Annotated in this window: 13 protein-coding genes; 9 read left to right on the forward strand and 4 right to left on the reverse strand. The window is 65.2% G+C overall.

Going from position 1 to position 18,901, the window contains the following annotated elements; all coding sequences use genetic code 11:
• Positions 1 to 3 precede the first annotated feature (3 nt).
• Both VGN93_RS21155 and VGN93_RS21160 read left to right on the forward strand, forming a co-directional pair.
• Positions 4 to 909: a UTP--glucose-1-phosphate uridylyltransferase gene (locus VGN93_RS21155; protein ID WP_327509008.1), complete on the forward strand. Its 906-nt coding sequence runs from the start codon at positions 4 to 6 to the stop codon at positions 907 to 909.
• Between the two features lie 95 nt (positions 910 to 1,004).
• Complete coding sequence (locus VGN93_RS21160; RefSeq protein WP_327509009.1) at positions 1,005 to 3,350, forward strand: polysaccharide biosynthesis tyrosine autokinase; 2,346 nt, start codon at positions 1,005 to 1,007, stop codon at positions 3,348 to 3,350.
• A 183-nt stretch (positions 3,351 to 3,533) separates the two neighbouring features.
• On the opposite strand, the gene VGN93_RS21165 is transcribed toward VGN93_RS21160, so the two are convergent.
• Positions 3,534 to 4,466 (reverse strand): LysR family transcriptional regulator, encoded by a 933-nt coding sequence (locus VGN93_RS21165; RefSeq protein ID WP_327509010.1) that lies wholly within the window; start codon positions 4,464 to 4,466, stop codon positions 3,534 to 3,536.
• Between the two features lie 143 nt (positions 4,467 to 4,609).
• Here VGN93_RS21165 and VGN93_RS21170 point away from each other — a divergent pair, with 143 nt between their 5' ends.
• The 3 genes from VGN93_RS21170 to VGN93_RS21180 all read left to right on the forward strand — a co-directional run bounded on the left by VGN93_RS21170 (position 4,610) and on the right by VGN93_RS21180 (position 10,183).
• Positions 4,610 to 5,407: an alpha/beta hydrolase gene (locus VGN93_RS21170; RefSeq protein ID WP_319316023.1), complete on the forward strand. Its 798-nt coding sequence runs from the start codon at positions 4,610 to 4,612 to the stop codon at positions 5,405 to 5,407.
• Between the two features lie 58 nt (positions 5,408 to 5,465).
• Complete coding sequence (locus VGN93_RS21175; protein WP_319316020.1) at positions 5,466 to 6,656, forward strand: efflux RND transporter periplasmic adaptor subunit; 1,191 nt, start codon at positions 5,466 to 5,468, stop codon at positions 6,654 to 6,656.
• Between the two features lie 326 nt (positions 6,657 to 6,982).
• The gene (locus VGN93_RS21180) at positions 6,983 to 10,183 is read left to right on the forward strand and encodes a multidrug efflux RND transporter permease subunit (protein WP_327509011.1); all 3,201 of its coding nucleotides are present in this window, start codon (positions 6,983 to 6,985) and stop codon (positions 10,181 to 10,183) included.
• A gap of 226 nt (positions 10,184 to 10,409) precedes the next feature.
• Here the strand turns inward: VGN93_RS21180 and VGN93_RS21185 are convergent, their stop codons facing one another.
• Together VGN93_RS21185 and VGN93_RS21190 are read right to left on the reverse strand one after the other, a co-directional pair.
• Positions 10,410 to 11,663, reverse strand: a complete 1,254-nt coding sequence (locus VGN93_RS21185) for a D-tagatose-bisphosphate aldolase, class II, non-catalytic subunit (RefSeq protein ID WP_327509012.1) — start codon at positions 11,661 to 11,663, stop codon at positions 10,410 to 10,412.
• A complete protein-coding gene (locus VGN93_RS21190) occupies positions 11,660 to 12,649 on the reverse strand; it encodes a tagatose kinase (protein WP_414714138.1) in 990 nt (329 codons plus the stop codon). Before VGN93_RS21190 ends, VGN93_RS21185 begins: the two co-directional genes overlap by 4 nt.
• Positions 12,650 to 12,954: 305 nt before the next feature.
• Between VGN93_RS21190 and VGN93_RS21195 the strand changes: the two genes are divergently transcribed.
• From VGN93_RS21195 to VGN93_RS21210, 4 genes are all read left to right on the forward strand, one after another.
• Positions 12,955 to 14,265 carry a sugar ABC transporter substrate-binding protein gene (locus tag VGN93_RS21195; RefSeq protein ID WP_327509013.1) on the forward strand — a complete coding sequence of 437 codons (1,311 nt, stop codon included), beginning with the start codon at positions 12,955 to 12,957 and terminating at the stop codon, positions 14,263 to 14,265.
• Between the two features lie 121 nt (positions 14,266 to 14,386).
• Entirely contained in the window at positions 14,387 to 15,157 is a 771-nt protein-coding gene (locus VGN93_RS21200) for an L-iditol 2-dehydrogenase (protein WP_327509014.1), read from the forward strand.
• Positions 15,157 to 16,167, forward strand: a complete 1,011-nt coding sequence (locus tag VGN93_RS21205) for a zinc-dependent alcohol dehydrogenase family protein (protein ID WP_327509015.1) — start codon at positions 15,157 to 15,159, stop codon at positions 16,165 to 16,167. Before VGN93_RS21200 ends, VGN93_RS21205 begins: the two co-directional genes overlap by 1 nt.
• 125 nt (positions 16,168 to 16,292) lie before the next feature.
• Positions 16,293 to 17,300: a LacI family DNA-binding transcriptional regulator gene (locus tag VGN93_RS21210; RefSeq protein ID WP_327509053.1), complete on the forward strand. Its 1,008-nt coding sequence runs from the start codon at positions 16,293 to 16,295 to the stop codon at positions 17,298 to 17,300.
• A gap of 63 nt (positions 17,301 to 17,363) precedes the next feature.
• Here VGN93_RS21210 and VGN93_RS21215 read toward each other — a convergent pair whose 3' ends face one another.
• Positions 17,364 to 18,692, reverse strand: a complete 1,329-nt coding sequence (locus VGN93_RS21215; protein ID WP_327509016.1) for a dicarboxylate/amino acid:cation symporter — start codon at positions 18,690 to 18,692, stop codon at positions 17,364 to 17,366.
• Positions 18,693 to 18,901: the final 209 nt, after the last annotated feature.

Consider the following 18,901-nt stretch of genomic DNA (forward strand, 5'->3'; position numbering starts at 1 on the left):
GCCATGGAGCGAACCAAGACCGTCCGCAAGGCCGTCATCCCCGTTGCCGGCAATGGAACGCGTTTCCTGCCGGCCACCAAGGCCATGCCGAAGGAAATGCTGACCATCGTCGACCGTCCGGTCGTGCAATATGCCCTCGACGAGGCCCGCGAGGCCGGCATCGAACATGTCGTCTTCGTCACGAGCCGCAACAAGCAGGTCATCGAGGACCATTTCGACGACACGCCGGAACTGATCTCGTCGCTGGAAAAATCCGGCAAGGACGACAAGGTGAGCGAACTCGGCCGGCTCTTGCCGGCGGCCGGCTCCGTGAGCTTCACCCGCCAGCAGGCGCCGCTCGGCCTCGGCCATGCGGTGTGGTGCGCGCGGGACGTGATCGGCGACGAGCCTTTCGCGCTGCTTTTGCCCGACATGATTTCCTTCGGCCCGCGCGGCTGCCTGGCCGGCCTGATGGACCTCTACGACGAGGTCGGCGGCAATGTGGTGGGCGTGGAGCAATGCGCGCCGGAAGACACCTCGCAATATGGCATCGTCGGTAAGGGAGAGGCCGTGCGCCACGGTTTTGCCGTCACCCATATGGTGGAGAAGCCGCGGGCTGGCGAGGCGCCGTCGAACTTCTTCCTCAACGGCCGCTATATCCTCCAGCCGCAGGTCTTCGATCACCTCGCCCGCCAGCAGCGCGGCGCGGGCAACGAGATCCAGCTCACCGACAGCATGCTGAAGCTCTCGCAGGCCCAGCCCTTCCACGCCCATGTCTATGAAGGGCGGACCTATGATTGCGGCTCGAAGCACGGCTTCATCGAGGCCAATGTCGCCTTCGCGCTGTCGCGGCCGGATATCGGCGCCGCCGTCTACCAGTCGCTGCGCGACCTGGTGATGGCCCATGAAGGGAGCGTGCGCGCCGCCTGAATCTTTCGGGTCCCGGGCCGCTACGGTCCGGCCCGGGACCCTCGCCTGCGGGAGGACGCAAGCACCCATCGAGCCGAAAGGCAGAACGGAGCCCCATGCATCAACGCACCGTGCCGCACAGCAGCGTTTTCCGAAGGGACCCGGACCCGTCCGATTCCTTCATCGACCTCAATCGCCTGCTGGCCATCCTCGCCCGCCATGCCCGGCTGATCGCGCTTTCCGTCGCGCTCGCCGTGGCTTTGGGCGTGACCTATCTCGTCTTCGCGACGCCGATCTACACCTCGCAGACGCAGGTGCTGCTCGATGAGAACCTGTCGCGCTATGCGGAGGAGACCGAACCCTCGCCGCAGAGCAGCCAGCAGGCGGACATGCGCATTTCGAGCGCCGTCGAGATCCTGAAATCGGGACGCATGGCGCTGCGCGTGGTCGACGACCTCAACCTTGCCGACAACGAGATCATCCTCAACCCGCCGCAATCGCCCGTGTCGATCGCCAAGGGCTGGGTGAAGTCGCTGACCGCGCTCGTCTCGACCACGCCGGCACCCTCGGAAGAAGCGCTGCTGAACGGCCGACGCCAGAAGGCGGCAGCTTTGTTGCAGCAGGCGCTCACCGTCGAGCGCGTGGCGCGCTCCTCCGTCGTCGCCGTCTCCTTTCGTTCCTCCGATCCGCAGCTTGCCGCCGGTATCACCAAGAAATATGCCGACGCCTATCTGGAAGACCAGCTCAACGCCAATTTCGACGCGACGGAACAGGCGACGATCTGGCTGCAGCAGCGCCTGACGGACCTGCAGGGCCGCGCCCAGGCGGCAGCCCTCGAGGTGGAGCGCTACCGGAACGAGAACGGACTGACCTCGGCGCGCGGCGAGCTGATGTCGGAACAGCAGCTTTCCGATCTCAACAGCCAGCTGATCGTCGCCCAGGCCGATACGGCAAGCGCCTCCGCGCGCTACAACCAGTTCAAGGCGATCATTGAGCAGGGTGCCGAAAAGGCCGTCGACAATGCGACGATCCCGACGAAGACCACCGACAATTCGCTGATCCAGGACCTGCGCGGGCGCTACATCTCGGTCGTCAAGCGCGAGCAGGAGATCACCCAGAATTTTGGCGCGGACCATCCGCAGGCCGCCGCCCTTCGCACCGACAAGGCGGATCTCACCCGGCAGATTTTTCAGGAGCTTCAGCAGCTGACCGCTAGCTATCGCAACGAATACGAGGTCGCGCGCTCGCGCGAGGATTCGCTGCGTGAGAGCATCGAGAAGGTCGCGGGCAACAATGCGGTGGCCAACCGCTCGCTGGTGCGGCTGCGTGAACTGGAGCAGAAAGCGACGGCGCTGAAGGTGCTGTCGGAATCCTATCTCAGCCGCTACGAGCAGGCCTCGCAGCAGCAATCCTTCCCGATCGCCAAGGCGCGCGTCATTTCGGATGCCGGCGTGCCCGTCTCGCCGTCAAGCCCGAGCCGGACGATGGTGATCGGCCTGTCGCTGGTGCTGGGCCTGATGGCGGGCGGCGCGCTGACCTTCGTGCAGGAAATGCGCGAGCGCTACTTCCGCGTCGAGGGCGACATCCGCACCGTTCTCGGGCTGAAACCGCTCGGCTATCTGCCGCTGGTCGGCGGGCAGAAGAAGCGCAAGCCGGCGATGATCGGCGCCAAGGTGGTGAAGGCCGAACAGGGGCCGCCGGAGGAAGAGGAGGTCATCCCGCTTGAACGCATGACGCGCGTCGTGCTGGATGCGCCGCGCTCGGCCTTTGCCGAGACGCTGCGCAACGCCAAGCTCGCCAGCGACGTCATGCTGCAAGGCCTGGAAAGCCGGGTGATCGGCGTCGTCTCGGCGCTGCAGGGGGAGGGCAAATCCACCGTCGCGACCAATTTCGCCGCCCTCCTGGCAGCCAGTGGCAAGCGAACGCTGCTGATCGACGCGGACCTGCGCAAGCCGAGCCTCAGCGCCATGCTGAAGCCCACCCCGCAGGCCGGCCTCGTCGAGACCATTCTCGGCGAAATCCCCTGGAATCAGGCAATCAAGATCGACCGCCAGACCAAGCTCGCCGTGCTGCCGATCGCGCTGCGCTCGGCCAGCGGCGCGCTGCACCACACCAACGAACTCGTCTCCTCGCCGGGCATGAAGCGGCTGATCGCCGAGGTCCGCAAGGCCTTCGACTATGTCATCGTCGATCTCGCGCCGCTCGGCCCCGTCGTCGATGCCAAGGCCTTCGAGCCGCTCGCCGATGGTTTCGTCTTCGTGGTGGAATGGGGCCGCACCCCGTCCGCGCTGGTGCGCGACCTGCTCGCCGCGGAAAACCGCATCGAGGCAAAGGTGCTCGGCGTCGTGCTCAACAAGACCGACATGGCCGTGCTGCCGCGCTACAGCGATTTCGGCGGCGCGGAAAAGTATCGGCAGCTTTATGACGAGTATTATACGGAATCGGTGAACGGGGGGGCGTGAGCGGGGCGGGGCACCCCCCCTCTGCCCTGCCGGGCATCTCCCCCTCAAGGGGGGAGATCGGCAAGTGGCAGAAACCCCACTTAAATTGCACCGTTTGTGATGGGCGAAACGGTGCTCAATCCAATCTCCCCCCCTTGTGGGGGAGATGTCCGGCAGGACAGAGGGGGGGGCCCCACCCGCGACCTACTGCCGAGTACCCTTCCCCGCCGCAGCACCCAGCTCCGTCCGCGCCAGCAGCCGCACGAGCCAGTCCACGAAGACGCGGACCTTGTTGGAGAGGTGGCGGTTCGGGGGGTAGACGATGTAGAGCGGGATCGGATCCGAGCGCCAGCCGGGCAGCACCGGCACGAGCTGACCGCTGGCGAGCGCCTCGGTCGCCATGAAGCGCGGCAGGGGCGCGATGCCGAGGCCGGAGAGCGCGGCGGCGAGGTAGCTTCGCGCGTCGTTGACGGCGAGCAGATAGCGGCTGTTGATCTCGACCTTCTCGCCGTCCCGTTCGAATTCGAAGGCCATGGTGCGGTTTGTCTGCGCCAGGAAATAATTCACGCAATGGTGGACCGATTCGAGCTCCGAGGGGTGCTGCGGCATGCCGAAGGTCTCTATATAACTGGGGGCCGCGCAGGTCGTGACGTCGATCTCGGCGATGCGGCGCGCAATCAGCGACTGGTCCCCCGGCGCGCCGCCGCGCAGCGCGCAATCGACGTTTTCCGCAAGATAATCCACCGTCCGGTCGCCGACGCCGAGGTCGATGTGGATATCCGGATAGGTGTCATGAAATTCGCCGAGTGACGGAATGACCAGCAGGTCGGCAAAGGCGCCCGCCATCTCGACGCGCAGCCGGCCGCTCGGATTGGTGCGCGAATGGGAGAGGCTGCCATCCAGCTCGTCGATCTCGGTGACGATCTGGATCGCCCGCTCGTAATAGAGCGCGCCGTCGGTCGTCACCATCACGCGGCGGGTGGTGCGGTTCAAGAGCTTGGTCTGGAGGTGGGTCTCCAGATTCTGGATGAGATTGCTGACGGTCGCCTTGGGCATGCCGAGCGCGGAGGAGGCGCGGGTGAAATTGCCCATCTCCACCACGCGGAGGAAGGCACGCATTGCTGAAAGCTGATCCATGGAACATTCCCACGTTGTAAGGCGCTATTGTTCGAAAATTTGGATAGTGAAGTCAGTTTTCCCACACTTATCTGGGCGAAAGCAATTACGATATAAATGGTGAGGCCCCATCCTATTTCCAAGCCGGGGCAAGGACGAAAACGATGCCCGTAGAGATCAAGGATATGACGTTCGACAAGGTGGCCAGCGGCCCCGTGTCGGTGCGCGTCTACCAGGGCGCGGAATTCGCCAAGGGCGCGCCGATCCTGCTCTATTTCCATGGCGGCGCCTTCCTGACGTCCGGCATCGTGCATTGCCCGCTTGCCGAAACGCTCGCCGCGACCGGCGCCATCGTTGCCGTGCCGGATTACAACGCGCCGGGCGGCGGCGTCTTCCCGCAGTCGCTGGAAGTGGGCTTCGAGGTGTTTTCCTATCTCGCCAAGAAGCGCGCGGGCCTCGGCGACCGCAAGTCGGCGCTGCTCATCGGCGGCGAGGAAGCCGGCGGCAATGTCGCAGCCGGCGTGGCGCTCAAGGCGCGCGACCACTTTGCCAACGAGCTGGACGGCCAGGTGCTCATCTCGCCGCTGCTCGATCCCTTCATGGGGACCTCGTCCTTCCGCAATGCCGACGCGATCGGCATGCGCGAGCGCTGGTCCGATGGCTGGAGCCACTATCTGAGCGGTGGCGTCTGCCACCCCTATGCGGCCCCCAGCCTCTGTTCGCGCCTTTCGGGCGTTGCCCCCGCACTCGTGCTGTCGGCGGCGGACGATCCGCTGCTCGACGAAGCACAGGGTTATGCCGACCGCCTGAAGGCATCGGGCGTCAAGGTTCAGCAGCATGTTCTGCCCGCTGGGACAGGCTGGTCTTCCATCTACAGCGGGAAATCCGATGTAACCGGGGAATGGAAGGCCTGTCTGGCCGGCCATTTTTCCGATTTCGTTCATAACATAAGCATTCACTAATTTAAATTGGGACCAAGCCGATAGAGCGTGGCCTGGAAGGCCACAAGGAGAAGAGAACATGATGTCGAAGCGCAAACGCTGGGCCCTGACGGGCGCCGGCCTGGGACTGGCTGTGTCCGTTTCCGCCGCAGCCCTGATCTTTCAACTGCCGGGCAATGTCGCCCAGGCCGAAGCAACCGTGACCGCGGAAGTGCCGGCCGTGCCGGTCACGGTCGCCGTCGTCGAGAACCGCGACGTGGTGACCTGGCAGGAATTTTCCGGCCGCCTGGAGGCGATCGACCGGGTGCAGATCCGCTCGCGCGTTGCCGGTGCCATCGAGTCGGTGAATTTTCGCGAGGGCGCGCTGGTGAAGGCCGGCGACCTGCTGTTCACCATCGACCAGGAACCCTTCAAGACCGCGGTGACGCAGGCCGAAGGCCAGTACGCCTCGGCTGAAGCCCGGGTGAAGCTCGCCACCACCGAGCTCGAGCGCGGCGAACGCCTCGCCAAGAGCAACAGCATCTCGCAGAGCGACGTCGACACGCGTCAGAACGCGCTTGCCGAAGCCCGCGCCGCGCTGAAGACGGCGGAAGCCACGCTGCACGCCGCCAAGCTGGAACTCGGCTATACCGAAGTGCGCGCCCCGGTTTCCGGCCGCGCCGGCCGTGTCGAGATCACGACGGGTAACCTCGTTGCCGGCGGCTCGACCTCGCCGGCGCTGACGACGCTGGTCTCGGTCGATCCGATCTATGCCGGCTTCAATGTCAGCGAGGAGATCGTCGCCAAGGCGCTTTCCACCCTGCCGGTCTCCGACGGCGCCCTGCCGCCGATCGAGCAGATCCCGGTCGAGGTCGGCACGCTTGCCGATGAAGGCACGCCGATCCACGGCAAGCTCCAGCTCATCGGCAACGAGGTCGATGCGGCGAGCGGCACCATCACCGTGCGCGCCGTCTTCGACAATCCGGGCGGCAAGCTGATCCCCGGCCAGTTCGTGCGCATCCGCATGGGCGAGCCGAAGGCCGAAAGCAAGATCCTCGTCAGCGAGAAGGCGATCGGCACCGACCAGGACAAGAAGTTCGTCTTCGTCGTCGACAAGGACAACAAGGTGACCTACCGCCCGATCGTTCTGGGCAGCCTTGCCGGCAGCGACCGCGTCGTCGAAAGCGGCCTGGCCGGCGGTGACCGCATCGTCGTCAACGGCCTGCAGCGCGTCCGCCCCGGCGTCGTCGTCGACCCGCAGATCCAGGAAAACGTCGCCTCCGCGAAATAGCCGGGCCGCCGCGCCTGCGGCGTCCTTGATATAAGCATTATGCCGACGGTGCCGTAGCACCCCCCTCTGGCCTGCCGGCCATCTCCCCCTCAAGGGGGGAGATCGGCAGGAGGCGAGAACCCCGCTCAATCCGCAACGCTGGATATGGGCAAAGCGCTGCTCCATCCAATCTCCCCCCTTGAGGGGGAGATGGCCGGCAGGCCAGAGGGGGGTGCTACGGCAAACGGTCGAGAGCAACGACCGCCAATACCAACAATCCAACACCCGCCGGCAGCGCATCGCTTGCCGGATGGGTCCGTTCATCCCTGGAGAGGGGTCCTTTCGTCATGAACATCTCCCGTTTCTTCATCGATCGCCCGGTCTTTGCCGGGGTGCTGTCGATCCTCATCGTGGTCGCAGGCCTGATCGGCATGCGGGCGCTGCCGATTTCCGAATATCCCGAGGTGGTGCCGCCGTCGATCGTCGTGCGCGCCACCTATCCGGGCGCCAATCCCGTCGTCATTTCCGAGACCGTCGCGACGCCGCTCGAAGAGCAGATCAACGGCGTCGAGGACATGCTCTACATGAACAGCCAGGCGACCTCCGACGGCGTGCTGACGCTGACGGTGACCTTCAAGCTCGGCACCGACCCGGACAAGGCCCAGCAGCTCGTGCAGAACCGCGTGTCGCAGGCCGAACCCCGCCTGCCGGCGGAAGTGCGGGCCCTCGGCGTCACCACGGTCAAGAGCTCGCCGGACTTCATCATGGTGGTCAACCTCGTCTCGACGACGGACCGCTATGACATCACCTACCTGCGCAACTACGCGACCTTGAACATCAAGGACCGCCTCGCCCGCATCGAGGGCGTCGGGCAGGTCCAGGTGTTCGGTGCAGGCGACTATGCGATGCGCGTGTGGATCGACCCGCAGAAGGCGGCCGAACATGCGCTGGCGGCCAGCGACATTTCCAACGCCATCCGCGAGCAGAACGTGCAGGCCGCCGCCGGCATCATCGGCGCCTCGCCGACGCCGACCGGCGTCGACCTCCAGCTCAACGTCAACGCCCAGGGGCGCCTGCGCACGGCGGAGGAATTCGGCAACATCATCGTCAAGACCGGTGCGGAAGGCCAGATCACCCGCCTTCGCGACGTCGCGCGCATCGAACTGGGTGCAGCCGACTATACGCTGCGTTCGCTGCTCGACGGCGAGCCGGCCGTCGCCATCGCGGTGCTCCAGGCGCCGGGCTCCAACGCCATCGAGATCGCCGACAATGTCCGCGCCACGATGGACCAGTTGCAGATCGCCATGCCGGAAGGCGTGAAATACGAGATCGTCTACGACACGACGGAATTCGTGCGTGCCTCGATCGAAAAGGTCGTCGATACGCTGCTCGAAGCCATCGCGCTGGTCGTGCTCGTCGTCATCGTCTTCCTCCAGACCTGGCGCGCCTCGATCATCCCGCTGCTCGCCGTCCCGGTCTCCATCATCGGCACGTTCGCGGTGATGTATGCCTTCGGCTTCTCGGTGAACGCCTTGACGCTCTTCGGCCTCGTGCTGGCGATCGGCATCGTGGTGGACGACGCGATCGTCGTCGTCGAAAACGTCGAGCGCAACATCGAGAACGGGCTTTCGCCACGCGAAGCCACCTACCGGGCGATGCGCGAAGTGTCCGGCCCGATCATCGCGATCGCGCTGGTGCTCGTCGCGGTCTTCGTGCCGCTCGCCTTCATCAGCGGCCTGTCCGGCCAGTTCTACCGGCAGTTCGCGCTGACCATCGCGATTTCGACCGTCATCTCGGCGATCAACTCGCTGACGCTCTCGCCGGCTCTCGCCGCCCTCCTGTTGAAGGAGCACAATGCGCCGAAGGATTGGCTGACGCGCTTCATGGACGGCCTGTTCGGCTGGTTCTTCCGCGGCTTCAACCGGTTCTTCGGGGCTGCCTCCAACGGTTACGGCCGCAGCGTCGGCGGGCTCGTCTCGCGCAAGTCGCTGGTCATGATCGTCTATCTGGCCCTCGTCGGCGCCACCTATACGGTTTTCAACGCCGTGCCGGGCGGCTTCGTGCCGGCGCAGGACAAGCAGTACCTCGTCGGCTTCGCCCAGCTGCCGGACGGCGCCACCCTCGACCGCACGGAAGAGGTCATCAAGAAGATGAGCGACATCGCGCTCGAGCAGCCGGGCGTGGCGCATGCCATCGCCTTCCCGGGCCTGTCGATCAACGGTTTTACGATCGGCTCCAACTCGGGCATCGTCTTTGCCGTCCTCGACGACTTCGAGGAGCGCACGACGCCGGACCTGTCCGGCGGCGCGATCGCCATGCAGCTGAACCAGAAGTTCGCGGGCATCCAGGACGCCTTCATCGCCATGTTCCCGCCGCCGCCGGTCAACGGCCTCGGCACGACGGGCGGCTTCAAGCTCCAGATCGAAGACCGCGCCGGCCTTGGTTACGGCACGCTCAATGAAGCGACGCAGGCCTTCCTGGCGAAAGCCTACCAGACGCCGGAGCTGGCGGGCCTGTTCTCCAGCTTCCAGATCAACGTGCCGCAGCTTTACGCCGACCTCGACCGTTCCAAGGCGCAACAGCTCGGCGTGCGGGTGACGGACGTCTTCGAGACCTTGCAGATCTATCTGGGCTCGCTCTACGTCAACGACTTCAATGCCTTCGGCCGCACCTACTCCGTACGCGTGCAGGCGGACTCCGCCTTCCGCGCCAAGCCGGAAGACATCGGCCAGCTCAAGGTGCGGTCGCAATCGGGCGAGATGATCCCGCTTGCGGCCCTCCTGAAGGTCGACGCCACGACGGGGCCGGAGCGCACCACGCGCTACAACGGCTTCCTCGCCGCCGACATCAATGGCGGGCCGGCGCCGGGCTTCTCCTCCGGCCAGGCGCAGGCCGCGGTGGAAAAGATCGCTGCCGAAACCCTGCCCGCGGGCATCGACTTCGAGTGGACGGACCTGACCTACCAGCAGATCCTTGCCGGCAATTCGAGCATCTTCGTCTTCCCGCTGGCGCTGCTCCTGGTCTACCTGGTGCTCGCCGCGCAATATGAAAGCCTGACGCTGCCGATCGCCATCATCCTGATCGTGCCCATGGGCGTGCTCGCCGCACTCGCCGGGGTCTGGTACACGGGCGGGGACAACAACGTCTTCACCCAGATCGGCCTCGTGGTGCTGGTGGGACTATCGGCGAAGAACGCCATCCTCATCGTCGAATTCGCGCGCGAGCTGGAATTCGAGGGGAGGACGCCGGTCCAGGCCGCAATCGAGGCCAGCCGCCTGCGCCTGCGCCCGATCCTGATGACCTCCATGGCCTTCATCATGGGTGTCGTGCCGCTGGTTCTGTCGACGGGTGCCGGTGCCGAAATGCGCGCCGCCATGGGCCTTGCCGTGTTCTCCGGCATGATCGGCGTCACCTTCTTCGGCATCTTCATGACGCCGGTCTTCTACGTGCTGATGCGCCGCCTGACGGGCAACCGCCCGCTGGTGCAGCACGGCAAGTCGACGATGGAAGGCGATGAGCCGAAGGTCGCTGCGGTCGCCCATCACTGACGGGCGGCAGGCAGGAACGAACAGCAAAAGGGCGGCCAATCGGCCGCCCTCAGACTGCTGACAAACCCTCCATGGGAAGATGTCGTCATCCTCGGCCTTGTGCCGAGGATCTAACGACATCAATAAAATCAAAAGTTTGCAGATGCTCGGGACAGGCCCGAGCATGACGGCGGAGAGGTTTCATGCCTTTGTCGGGCGCCCTTTTTCGTGTTCAGTGTTTGGCGTTTTACGGACGGCAGGCGCCGTCATAGACGGCGAGCACCCGGTCCACGGCGGCGACGAGGATGTCGCCGGCATTGGTGCCCTCTATCTGCGGCAGGTATTGGTGCAGCACCGTTTCCGGGATGCGCACGCCCTCGAGCGCCGTCATCAGCGCCGCGACCGCGGCCTCCGCCTCGGGGCGTGTCCAGTAATAGCGGATGCGGTCGCTGTAGCTGAAATGGCGCTGGATGCGCAGCGCGGTCTCGTCGCCGTGGTAGTAGCCGCTCCAATAGCCGGGTGCCGCCGTCATCAGGGCTTCCATGGCCCTGGCGAGCGGACGGTCGCCGTAGCCGGGCACGAGGTCGGAGGCGACGAGGTCGAGCGCGTAGAGCGCTTCCCGGTAGGCGAAGGTCAGGCCGGGGCCGACTTTCAGGATGGGATAGCCGTCTCGCACGAGGGCGGCGAGTGCGGCCTCCGTCTGGTAATCGGTGGAATGGGCCTCGAAGACCAGCGCGGGCTCCTCGCCGAGCAGAGCGCTCAAGGCTGCGGCGCGCGGCGGATCGTAGGCGATGACATTGTCGCTGCCGAATTCGACGCCGGGCTGTACGACGAAGGCGATGACGCGGGCGAAAGCCGCGTCGAGCCCCGCCTTGCCGAAGGCGGCGCGGTGTACGGCGATCGTTTCTCGCGCCGCGGCGGGCGATGTCGGCTCGACGGTCGAGAGCGCGTGGTCGGCACCGCCGGGCACCGGCACTTCCGTGCCGAGGATATAGACGGGCGGGGCGAGGCCGGCCCGTGCGGCCGCCGTTTCGGCGACGGCGCAGAGGGTCGCGGCCCGCTCGGCCACGGTGTCGTCGTCCAGTGCCACGGGTTCGCCCGCGCAGCCCATCGAGGCGTCGAGATGGATTTTGGTGAAACCCGCCGCGACATAGGCGTCCACCATGTCGGCGGCCTTCTTCAGCGCGATCGCCGCCGGCTCCTTGCGCCAGGGATTGGGCCCGAGATGATCGCCGCCGAACAGGATCTGTTCACGCGCCACCCCCTCCTCGCGGGCGATGCCCTCGACGAAACCGATGAAATCGGCGGGCGTCATGCCGGTATAACCGCCGAACTGGTTGACCTGGTTGCAGGTCGCCTCGATGAGCACCGGCCCGCCATTTTTCGCCGCACGGCGAAGGGCCGCGCGCAGCACGGTCGGATGGGCGGAGCAGATGGAGGCGATGCCGTAGGGCAGCCCGGCGCGGCGGGCGCCGGCGAGGCCGGTGAGGACGGTGCTCATGCGTCGATCTCCCGGCCGGCGGCCGCTATGAAGCGGTCGAGTTCTGCCTTGCCGGACACACCCTCCATCGGCCCCTGTTTCGTCACCGTGCGCGCGCCCGCGGCATTGGCGTAGAGAAGTGCTGCGGCCGGCGGCAGGCCGGCGCGGCGGCTCGTCAGATATGCGGCGCCGAAACAGTCGCCTGCCCCGGTCGGGTCGATTTCCTCCACGCTGAAGGCCGCGCAATCGACGCGGCCGAAGGCCGTGCTGAAATGGCTGGAGCCCTCGCTGCCGCGCTTCAGCACGATCTCGCCGATGCCGAGCGCCAGCAGGCGTTCGACCGCCGCCGCTTCCGTCGCCTCGCCGGCCGCGACCAGCAATTCGTCGCCCGACGGCAGCAGCAGATCGGTGGCGGCGAGCACGTCGTCGATCAGCCTGCGCCCCGCCTCACCCTGCACCAGCTCCTTGCGGATGTTCGGATCGAAGGAGACCGAGCCGCCGCGCGCCTTCACCACGGCGATCGCTTCGAGGAGGATTTCGGCGATGCCCGGAATGGCGAACGCCGAGCCCATGACATGCACGTGGCCGGCCCGCGCGATGAGGGCGCGCGCCGCCTCGGTCATGCGCGTGTCGCCGGCGGCGGAATGGGTGATGTTGAAGACGAAGTCGCGCGCGCCGTCCGGCCGATAGCGCACGAAGGCGCTGCCGGTGGGCTTGCCCGCGATGGTGGCGATGGCGGAAACGTCCACGCCGTCGTCCCGCAGGCGCGCGACATTGAGCGTGCCGAAATCGTCGTCACCGACGGCCGAGACGATGCCCGCCGCCCCGCCGATCTTCGCCACCTGGTCGATGAAGATGGCCGGCGCGCCGCTCGGAAACGGCCCGATGAGGGATTGCGGCGCCAAAAACCCGGCGCCGATGGTGGTGGCCATGATTTCGACGAGGATTTCGCCGACCGTGACCGTCGGCCCCAGGGCCTCCGGCGCCAAAATGCTTTTTCCTGCCAATGCTCTCTCCCTGCGGGCGCATCCATTCTTTCCCGGAGAGTGCGGATTGGTCACGGAAAAGTCAAGATAATTTACACGCGTAAACAATTGATCGTGGCCGCGAAATGCCGCATTGCAGCAAGCGTAATTCCGCATTGCAAAACAGAAATGAAATTAGCGGTATATTTTCAGGTATTTAGGAAGTCTCGACGGACGTGGCTAAAAAGCCGGGCGGATTTGCCACTTGACAATTCAGCCGCTCTTGCCTGATAAAAATTTACGCATGTAGCTTTATGCGTGTGCATCCGTAAAGGAGGAACGGACTCATGAGGACCCTTACCCGCATTCTCTCGTCGACTGCCGTGTTTGCCCTTGCAGCCGGGCTGGCGCAGGCCGAGGAGATCAGCATCGCCACCGTCAACAATGGCGACATGATCATCATGCAGAAGCTGTCGGCCGCCTGGGAGAAGGAAACCGGCAACAAGATCAACTGGATCGTTCTGGAGGAAAACGTGCTGCGCGAGCGCGTGACGACCGACATCGCCACCAAGGGCGGCCAGTTCGACATCATGACCATCGGCGGCTACGAAGCGCCGATCTGGGGCAAGCAGGGCTGGCTGACGCCGGTCGACGATCTCGGCGACGACTACGACTATGCCGACCTCTTGGAGCCGATCAAGGCGGGCCTGACCGTCGACGGCAAGCTCTATGCCGTGCCGTTCTACACGGAAAGCTCGTTCACGCTCTACCGCAAGGACCTGTTCGACGCCGCCGGCCTGACCATGCCGGAACAGCCGACCTACGAGCAGATCAAGGAATTCGCCGCAAAGCTCACCGACAAGGACAAGCAGCAATATGGCATCTGCCTGCGCGGCAAGCCGGGCTGGGGCGAGAACATGGCCTTCGTCGGCACCATGGTGAACGCCTATGGCGGCCGCTGGTTCGACATGGACTGGAAGCCGCAGCTGAACTCCGAGCCGTGGAAGAAGGCGATCACCGACTATGTGGCGCTGCTGAGCGAATACGGCCCGCAGGGCGCCACCGCCAACGGCTTCAACGAGAACCAGACGCTGTTTGCCACCGGCCGTTGCGCCATGTGGATCGACGCCACGTCCGCGGCAGGCCGCGTCTATGATCCCAAGCAGAGCCAGGTGGCCGACAAGATCGCCTTCACGCGCTCGCCGATCGCCGAGACGGCCAACGGATCGAGCTGGTCCTGGTCGTGGAACCTCGCCATTCCGGCAACCTCGCAGAAGGCCGACGTGGCGAAATCCTTCCTGAAATGGGCGACGTCGAAGGACTATGTGAAGCTGGTCGGCGAAAGCGAAGGCTGGGTCGCCGTGCCGCCGGGCACGCGCAAATCCACCTATGCGCTTGCCGAATACCAGAAGGCGGCCCCCTTCGCCGAAACCGTGCTGCAGGCGATCCTGTCGGCCGATCCGTCGAAGCCAACCAAGGATCCGGTGCCCTATACCGGCGTGCAGTTCGTCGCCATTCCGGAATTCCAGGCGATCGGCACCTTCGTCGGCCAGCAGGTGAGCGCGGCCCTTGCCGGGCAGCAGACGGTGGATGCGGCGCTGGACGCTTCGCAGACCCAGGTCGAGCGCGACATGACGCGCGCCGGCTACATCAAGTAGGGTTTCAGCCCGCGGCCTGGCCGCGGGTCCTCCCAGGAGCCCGGCGCCTTGGCGCCGGGTTTCTCGAATGCCAGACTATGCTTTTGAACCGGCCTCGCCAGGCGACCGGATGGAGAGACACATGAGATTGCAGGACAAGATAGCCCTCATCACCGGCGGCGCACGCGGCATCGGCCTCGGCTTTGCGGAAGCCTTCGTCGCCGAGGGCGCGCGCGTCGTCATCGCCGATATCAACCTCACGCGCGCCAGCGAAGCGGCCGCCGCGATTGGTCCTGCGGCCAGCGCCATCAAGCTCGACGTCACCAACCTCGCCGACATCGACGCCGTCGTCAAAAAGGTCGACGCGGATTTCGGCGGCATCGACATCCTCGTCAACAATGCCGCGATCTTCGACATGGCGCCCATCCAGGCGATCACCGAGGAGAGTTACGATCGCGTCTTCGATGTCAATCTCAAGGGGCCGCTGTTCACCATGAAGGCGGTCGCCAATGTGATGATCGCGCGCGGGCGCGGCGGCAAGATCATCAACATGGCAAGCCAGGCCGGCCGCCGCGGCGAGGCGCTGGTGACGCTCTACTGCGCCTCCAAGGCCGCGATCATTTCGGCGACGCAATCGGCCGCACTCGCCCTCGTCAAACACGGCATAAACGTCAATGCGATTGCGCCGGGCGTCGTCGATGGCGAGCACTGGGATGTGGTGGATGCGAAATTCGCCGAATGGGAAGGGCTGAAGCCGGGCGAGAAGAAGGCCTCGGTCGCGAAATCCGTGCCGATCGGCCGTTTCGCCACGCCGGACGACATCAAGGGCCTCGCCGTCTTCCTCGCCTCCAGGGACAGCGACTACATCCTCGCCCAGACATACAATGTCGACGGCGGGAACTGGATGAGCTGATGAAGGCGATCCGCTTCACCGGCAAGGGCGAGGCGTCGCTTGCCGAGCTCGACCTCGGTGACCTGCCCGCCGGCCATGCGCTGGTCAAGGTCAAGGCCGCCGGCCTCTGCCACACGGATATCGACGTGCTGCACGCCCGCTACGGCGACGGCGCCTTTCCGGTGGTGCCGGGCCATGAATATGCCGGCGAGATCGCGGCGCTTGCCGCCGATGTCACCGGGTTCCGCACCGGCGACCGCGTCGCCGTCGATCCGAACCTGCCCTGCGGCACCTGCCCGTCCTGCCGCAAGGGGCTGACCAACCTCTGCCGCGACCTCAAGGCCTATGGCGTGTCGCATGACGGCGGCTTTGCCGAATACAGCGTGGTGCGCGCCGAGCACCTGCACGCCATCGGCGACATGCCCTATTCCGTCGCAGCACTTGCCGAACCGCTCGCCTGCGTGCTGAACGGGCTGGGTGCCGCGGGCCTGCGCCACGGCGCGCCGATGCCCAAGGATGCGCTGGTCATCGGCGCGGGGCCGATCGGGCTCTTCCTGGCACTGTCGTTGAAGGCGGAGGGCGCGGAAAACGTCACGGTCGCCGACATCAACGAAAGCCGCCTCGCCTTCGCCGCCGAACTCGGCCTCGGCGGCATCGTCTCGGGGTCGCAGGCGCTGGCGGCCAAGCGGCGCTCCTACGATTTCGTGGCTGACGCCACCGGCATTGCCAGCGTCGTGGAAGGCATGATCGATCTTCTCGCCGATGGCGGCACGGCGCTCGTCTTCGGCGTCTGCGCGCCGGATGCCCGCATCTCGGTCGCGCCCTTCGAGATCTTCCGCCGCCAGCTGAAACTCGTCGGCTCCCATTCGCTGAACCGCAACATCCCCGATGCGCTGGACATCCTCAAGCGGGACGACGGCCGCATGGCGAAACTCGTCTCGCACCGGCTGCCGCTCGCCGACATTCTTCCCTTCTTCACGAAGAAGCCGACGGACCCGGCCACGATGAAGGTGCAATTCGTCGCCGACTGAGTCCGGAAATTGCGGAAAACAAAGGAATAAAGCGTTTTCGCGATTCGGAGAAAAGCGGAAATGCTCTAAGAAGGCGAGAGCAGAACCCGCAAGGAGCGCCAGGCTTGGCCAAGTCGATCAGGACCATGGAGGATTTTTCCGAATTCGCCGGCCTCTCCCGGCCGACGGTGTCGAAATACTTCAACGACCCCTCCTCCGTGCGCAAGAAGACGCGCGACGTGATCGAGGAGGCGTTGAAGAAATCCGGCTTCCGGCCGAACATCTTTGCCGTAAATCTCAACCGCCGCCGCTCCAACATCCTCGGCGTGGTCATTCCCAACTCCACCGACCCGTTCTACATGGCGCTGACGCGGCGCATCGAGCTCATCGCCAACGAGGCCGGTTTCCTCGCCTTCGTGCTCTCCTCCGACGGGCGCAAGGAGATGGAGGACAATGCGATCAGGACCTTCAAGTCGATGAACGTGGCGGGCGCCATCATCGCGCCGCTCGGCGTGGGCGCGCGCCAGACGCTGGAGCAGCTCGGCCAGTCCATCCCGCTGGTCTATGTCGATTCCCCGATCGACGAGACCTCCGCCTTCGTCGGCACGGACAACCGCCAGAGTTTCGGGCTGATCGTCGACTATCTCTGCCGCTCCGGCGAGCCGCCCTGCTATTTCGGCATGCCGAGCGTCAACACCAATGCCGCCACCCGCCTCAGCGCCTATCGCGAGGCGATGGCGCGGCTGAATGTCGAGCCGCATATCCTGCCCGTCGCAAACGCCACCACCTGGGATTTCGAGCGTTTCGCCTTCGAGGAGGCAAGCCGCCTCTTCGAGAAGCCGGATGCGCTCGCCTCGCGCACCATCCTCTGCGCCAACGACCGCCTCGCCTTCGGCGTCATCGCGGCCGCCTGGCAGCGCGGGCTGAAGGTCGGCCACGGCGCGGATTACGACCTGCGCGTCGCCGGCCATGACGACCACCCGCTGTCGCAATATGCCTGCCCGCCCATCACCACGGTGGCGCAGAACTACAACGAGATCGGCCGGCTGGCGATCGAGCTCCTGCTGCGCAAGCTCAGCGACACGGAAGACCCGGCCTCGACCAAGGACCAGATCCTGCTGAAGTCCGACCTGATGCTGCGCCGCTCGGCGTGACGTTCCCCCAAAAAAAGACAACCCCGCTTTCGCGGGGTTGCACGTGTCTCGAAAGGCTGAGGTTCACTCGGCCGGCTGCAGCACCGGCGTGTCGGCGATGGGCTCGCGGCCGCCGCTGAGCGCCTCGTTGAGTTTCTCGACGTCGAGTTCGTTTTCCCAGCGGGCGACGACGATGGTGGCGACGGCATTGCCGATGAAGTTTGTGAGTGCGCGGCATTCCGACATGAAGCGGTCGATGCCGAGGATCAACGCCATGCCGGCGACCGGCACGGAGGGCACGACCGAGAGTGTCGCCGCCAGCGTGATGAAGCCCGCACCCGTGATGCCGGCGGCACCCTTGGAGCTGAGCATCGCGACGAGCAGCAGCAGCACCTGGTCGCCGAACGACAGGTTGATATCGACCGCCTGGGCGATGAAGAGGGCTGCGAGCGTCATGTAGATGTTGGTGCCGTCGAGGTTGAACGAATAGCCCGTCGGGATGACCAGGCCGACGACCGAGCGCTTGCAGCCGGCGCGTTCCATCTTCTGCATCAGGCCCGGAAGGGCGGCCTCGGACGAGGACGTGCCGAGCACGAGCAGCAGCTCTTCCTTGATGTAGCGGATGAGCGCCAGGATGGAGAAGCCGTTGTATTTGGCGACCGCGCCCAGCACGACGAAGACGAAGAGGAAGGCGGTGAGGTAGAAGGTGGCGATCAGGAAGGCGAGGTTGGCGACCGAACCGATGCCATATTTGCCGATGGTGAACGCCATGGCGCCGAAGGCACCGATGGGGGCGGCCTTCATGAGGATGGCGACCAGCCGGAAGATCGGGCTCGTCAACGCCTGGAGGAAATCGACGACCGGCTTGCCCTGTTCGCCGACCATGCCGAGCGCGATGCCGAACAGCACCGAGAAGAAGAGCACCTGCAGGATATCGCCCTCGGCGAAGGCGCCGACGATGGTCTGCGGGATGATGTTCATCAGGAAGCCGGTGATGGTCGATTCATGCGCCTTGGAGGCATAGGTCGCCACCGCATTGGCATCGAGCGAGGCGGGATCGATATGCATGCCCGCACCCGGCTGGATGACATTGGCGACGATCATGCCGACGACCAGGGCCAGCGTCGAGAAGGTGAGGAAGTACAGCATCGCCTTGCCGGCGACGCGGCCCACCTTCTTCAGGTCCGACATGCCGGCAATGCCGGTCGCGACCGTGAGAAAGATCACCGGGGCAATGATCATCTTGACGAGCTTGATGAAGGCATCGCCGAGCGGCTTCAGGCTGGCGCCGAAATCGGGATAATAATGGCCGACCAGCATGCCGGCGACGATGGCGACGATGACCTGGACATAGAGGTGGCGGTAGAACGGGATTTTGGCACGCGGTTGCGCGTCTGCAGACGGAATATGCATGACTTCCTCCTTTGCACCCCAACCGGAAAACCGGCTCTTCCCAGGGTGACTCGCTGAAACTGCAACAAACTCAGCAAGGGGCGTGCCAGTTCGCGAATTATCGATTAAGTTATTGAAATAACTGGATTTAGTTTTTTGGGCTTGAAGCGAGACCTCAGCATCTGTGCGGATATCCGCACGGGCTTTCTTGCCAATCGTGCGGTTTCATG

It is taken from the genome of Shinella sp., from assembly GCF_035998705.1.
In the GTDB taxonomy this organism is placed as follows: Bacteria; Pseudomonadota; Alphaproteobacteria; order Rhizobiales; family Rhizobiaceae; genus Shinella.

What these genes read in the sequence shown, in the direction of transcription:
- VGN93_RS21195 (WP_327509013.1), top strand. Translation starts at nt 12,955, where the DNA reads ATGAGGACCCTTACCCGCATTCTCTCGTCGACTGCCGTGTTTGCCCTT.
- VGN93_RS21170 (WP_319316023.1), top strand. Translation starts at nt 4,610, where the DNA reads ATGCCCGTAGAGATCAAGGATATGACGTTCGACAAGGTGGCCAGCGGC.
- VGN93_RS21205 (WP_327509015.1), top strand. Translation starts at nt 15,157, where the DNA reads ATGAAGGCGATCCGCTTCACCGGCAAGGGCGAGGCGTCGCTTGCCGAG.
- VGN93_RS21160 (WP_327509009.1), top strand. Translation starts at nt 1,005, where the DNA reads ATGCATCAACGCACCGTGCCGCACAGCAGCGTTTTCCGAAGGGACCCG.
- VGN93_RS21155 (WP_327509008.1), top strand. Translation starts at nt 4, where the DNA reads ATGGAGCGAACCAAGACCGTCCGCAAGGCCGTCATCCCCGTTGCCGGC.
- VGN93_RS21215 (WP_327509016.1), bottom strand. Translation starts at nt 18,692, where the DNA reads ATGCATATTCCGTCTGCAGACGCGCAACCGCGTGCCAAAATCCCGTTC.
- VGN93_RS21210 (WP_327509053.1), top strand. Translation starts at nt 16,293, where the DNA reads ATGGAGGATTTTTCCGAATTCGCCGGCCTCTCCCGGCCGACGGTGTCG.
- VGN93_RS21200 (WP_327509014.1), top strand. Translation starts at nt 14,387, where the DNA reads ATGAGATTGCAGGACAAGATAGCCCTCATCACCGGCGGCGCACGCGGC.
- VGN93_RS21185 (WP_327509012.1), bottom strand. Translation starts at nt 11,663, where the DNA reads ATGAGCACCGTCCTCACCGGCCTCGCCGGCGCCCGCCGCGCCGGGCTG.
- VGN93_RS21165 (WP_327509010.1), bottom strand. Translation starts at nt 4,466, where the DNA reads ATGGATCAGCTTTCAGCAATGCGTGCCTTCCTCCGCGTGGTGGAGATG.
- VGN93_RS21180 (WP_327509011.1), top strand. Translation starts at nt 6,983, where the DNA reads ATGAACATCTCCCGTTTCTTCATCGATCGCCCGGTCTTTGCCGGGGTG.
- VGN93_RS21175 (WP_319316020.1), top strand. Translation starts at nt 5,466, where the DNA reads ATGATGTCGAAGCGCAAACGCTGGGCCCTGACGGGCGCCGGCCTGGGA.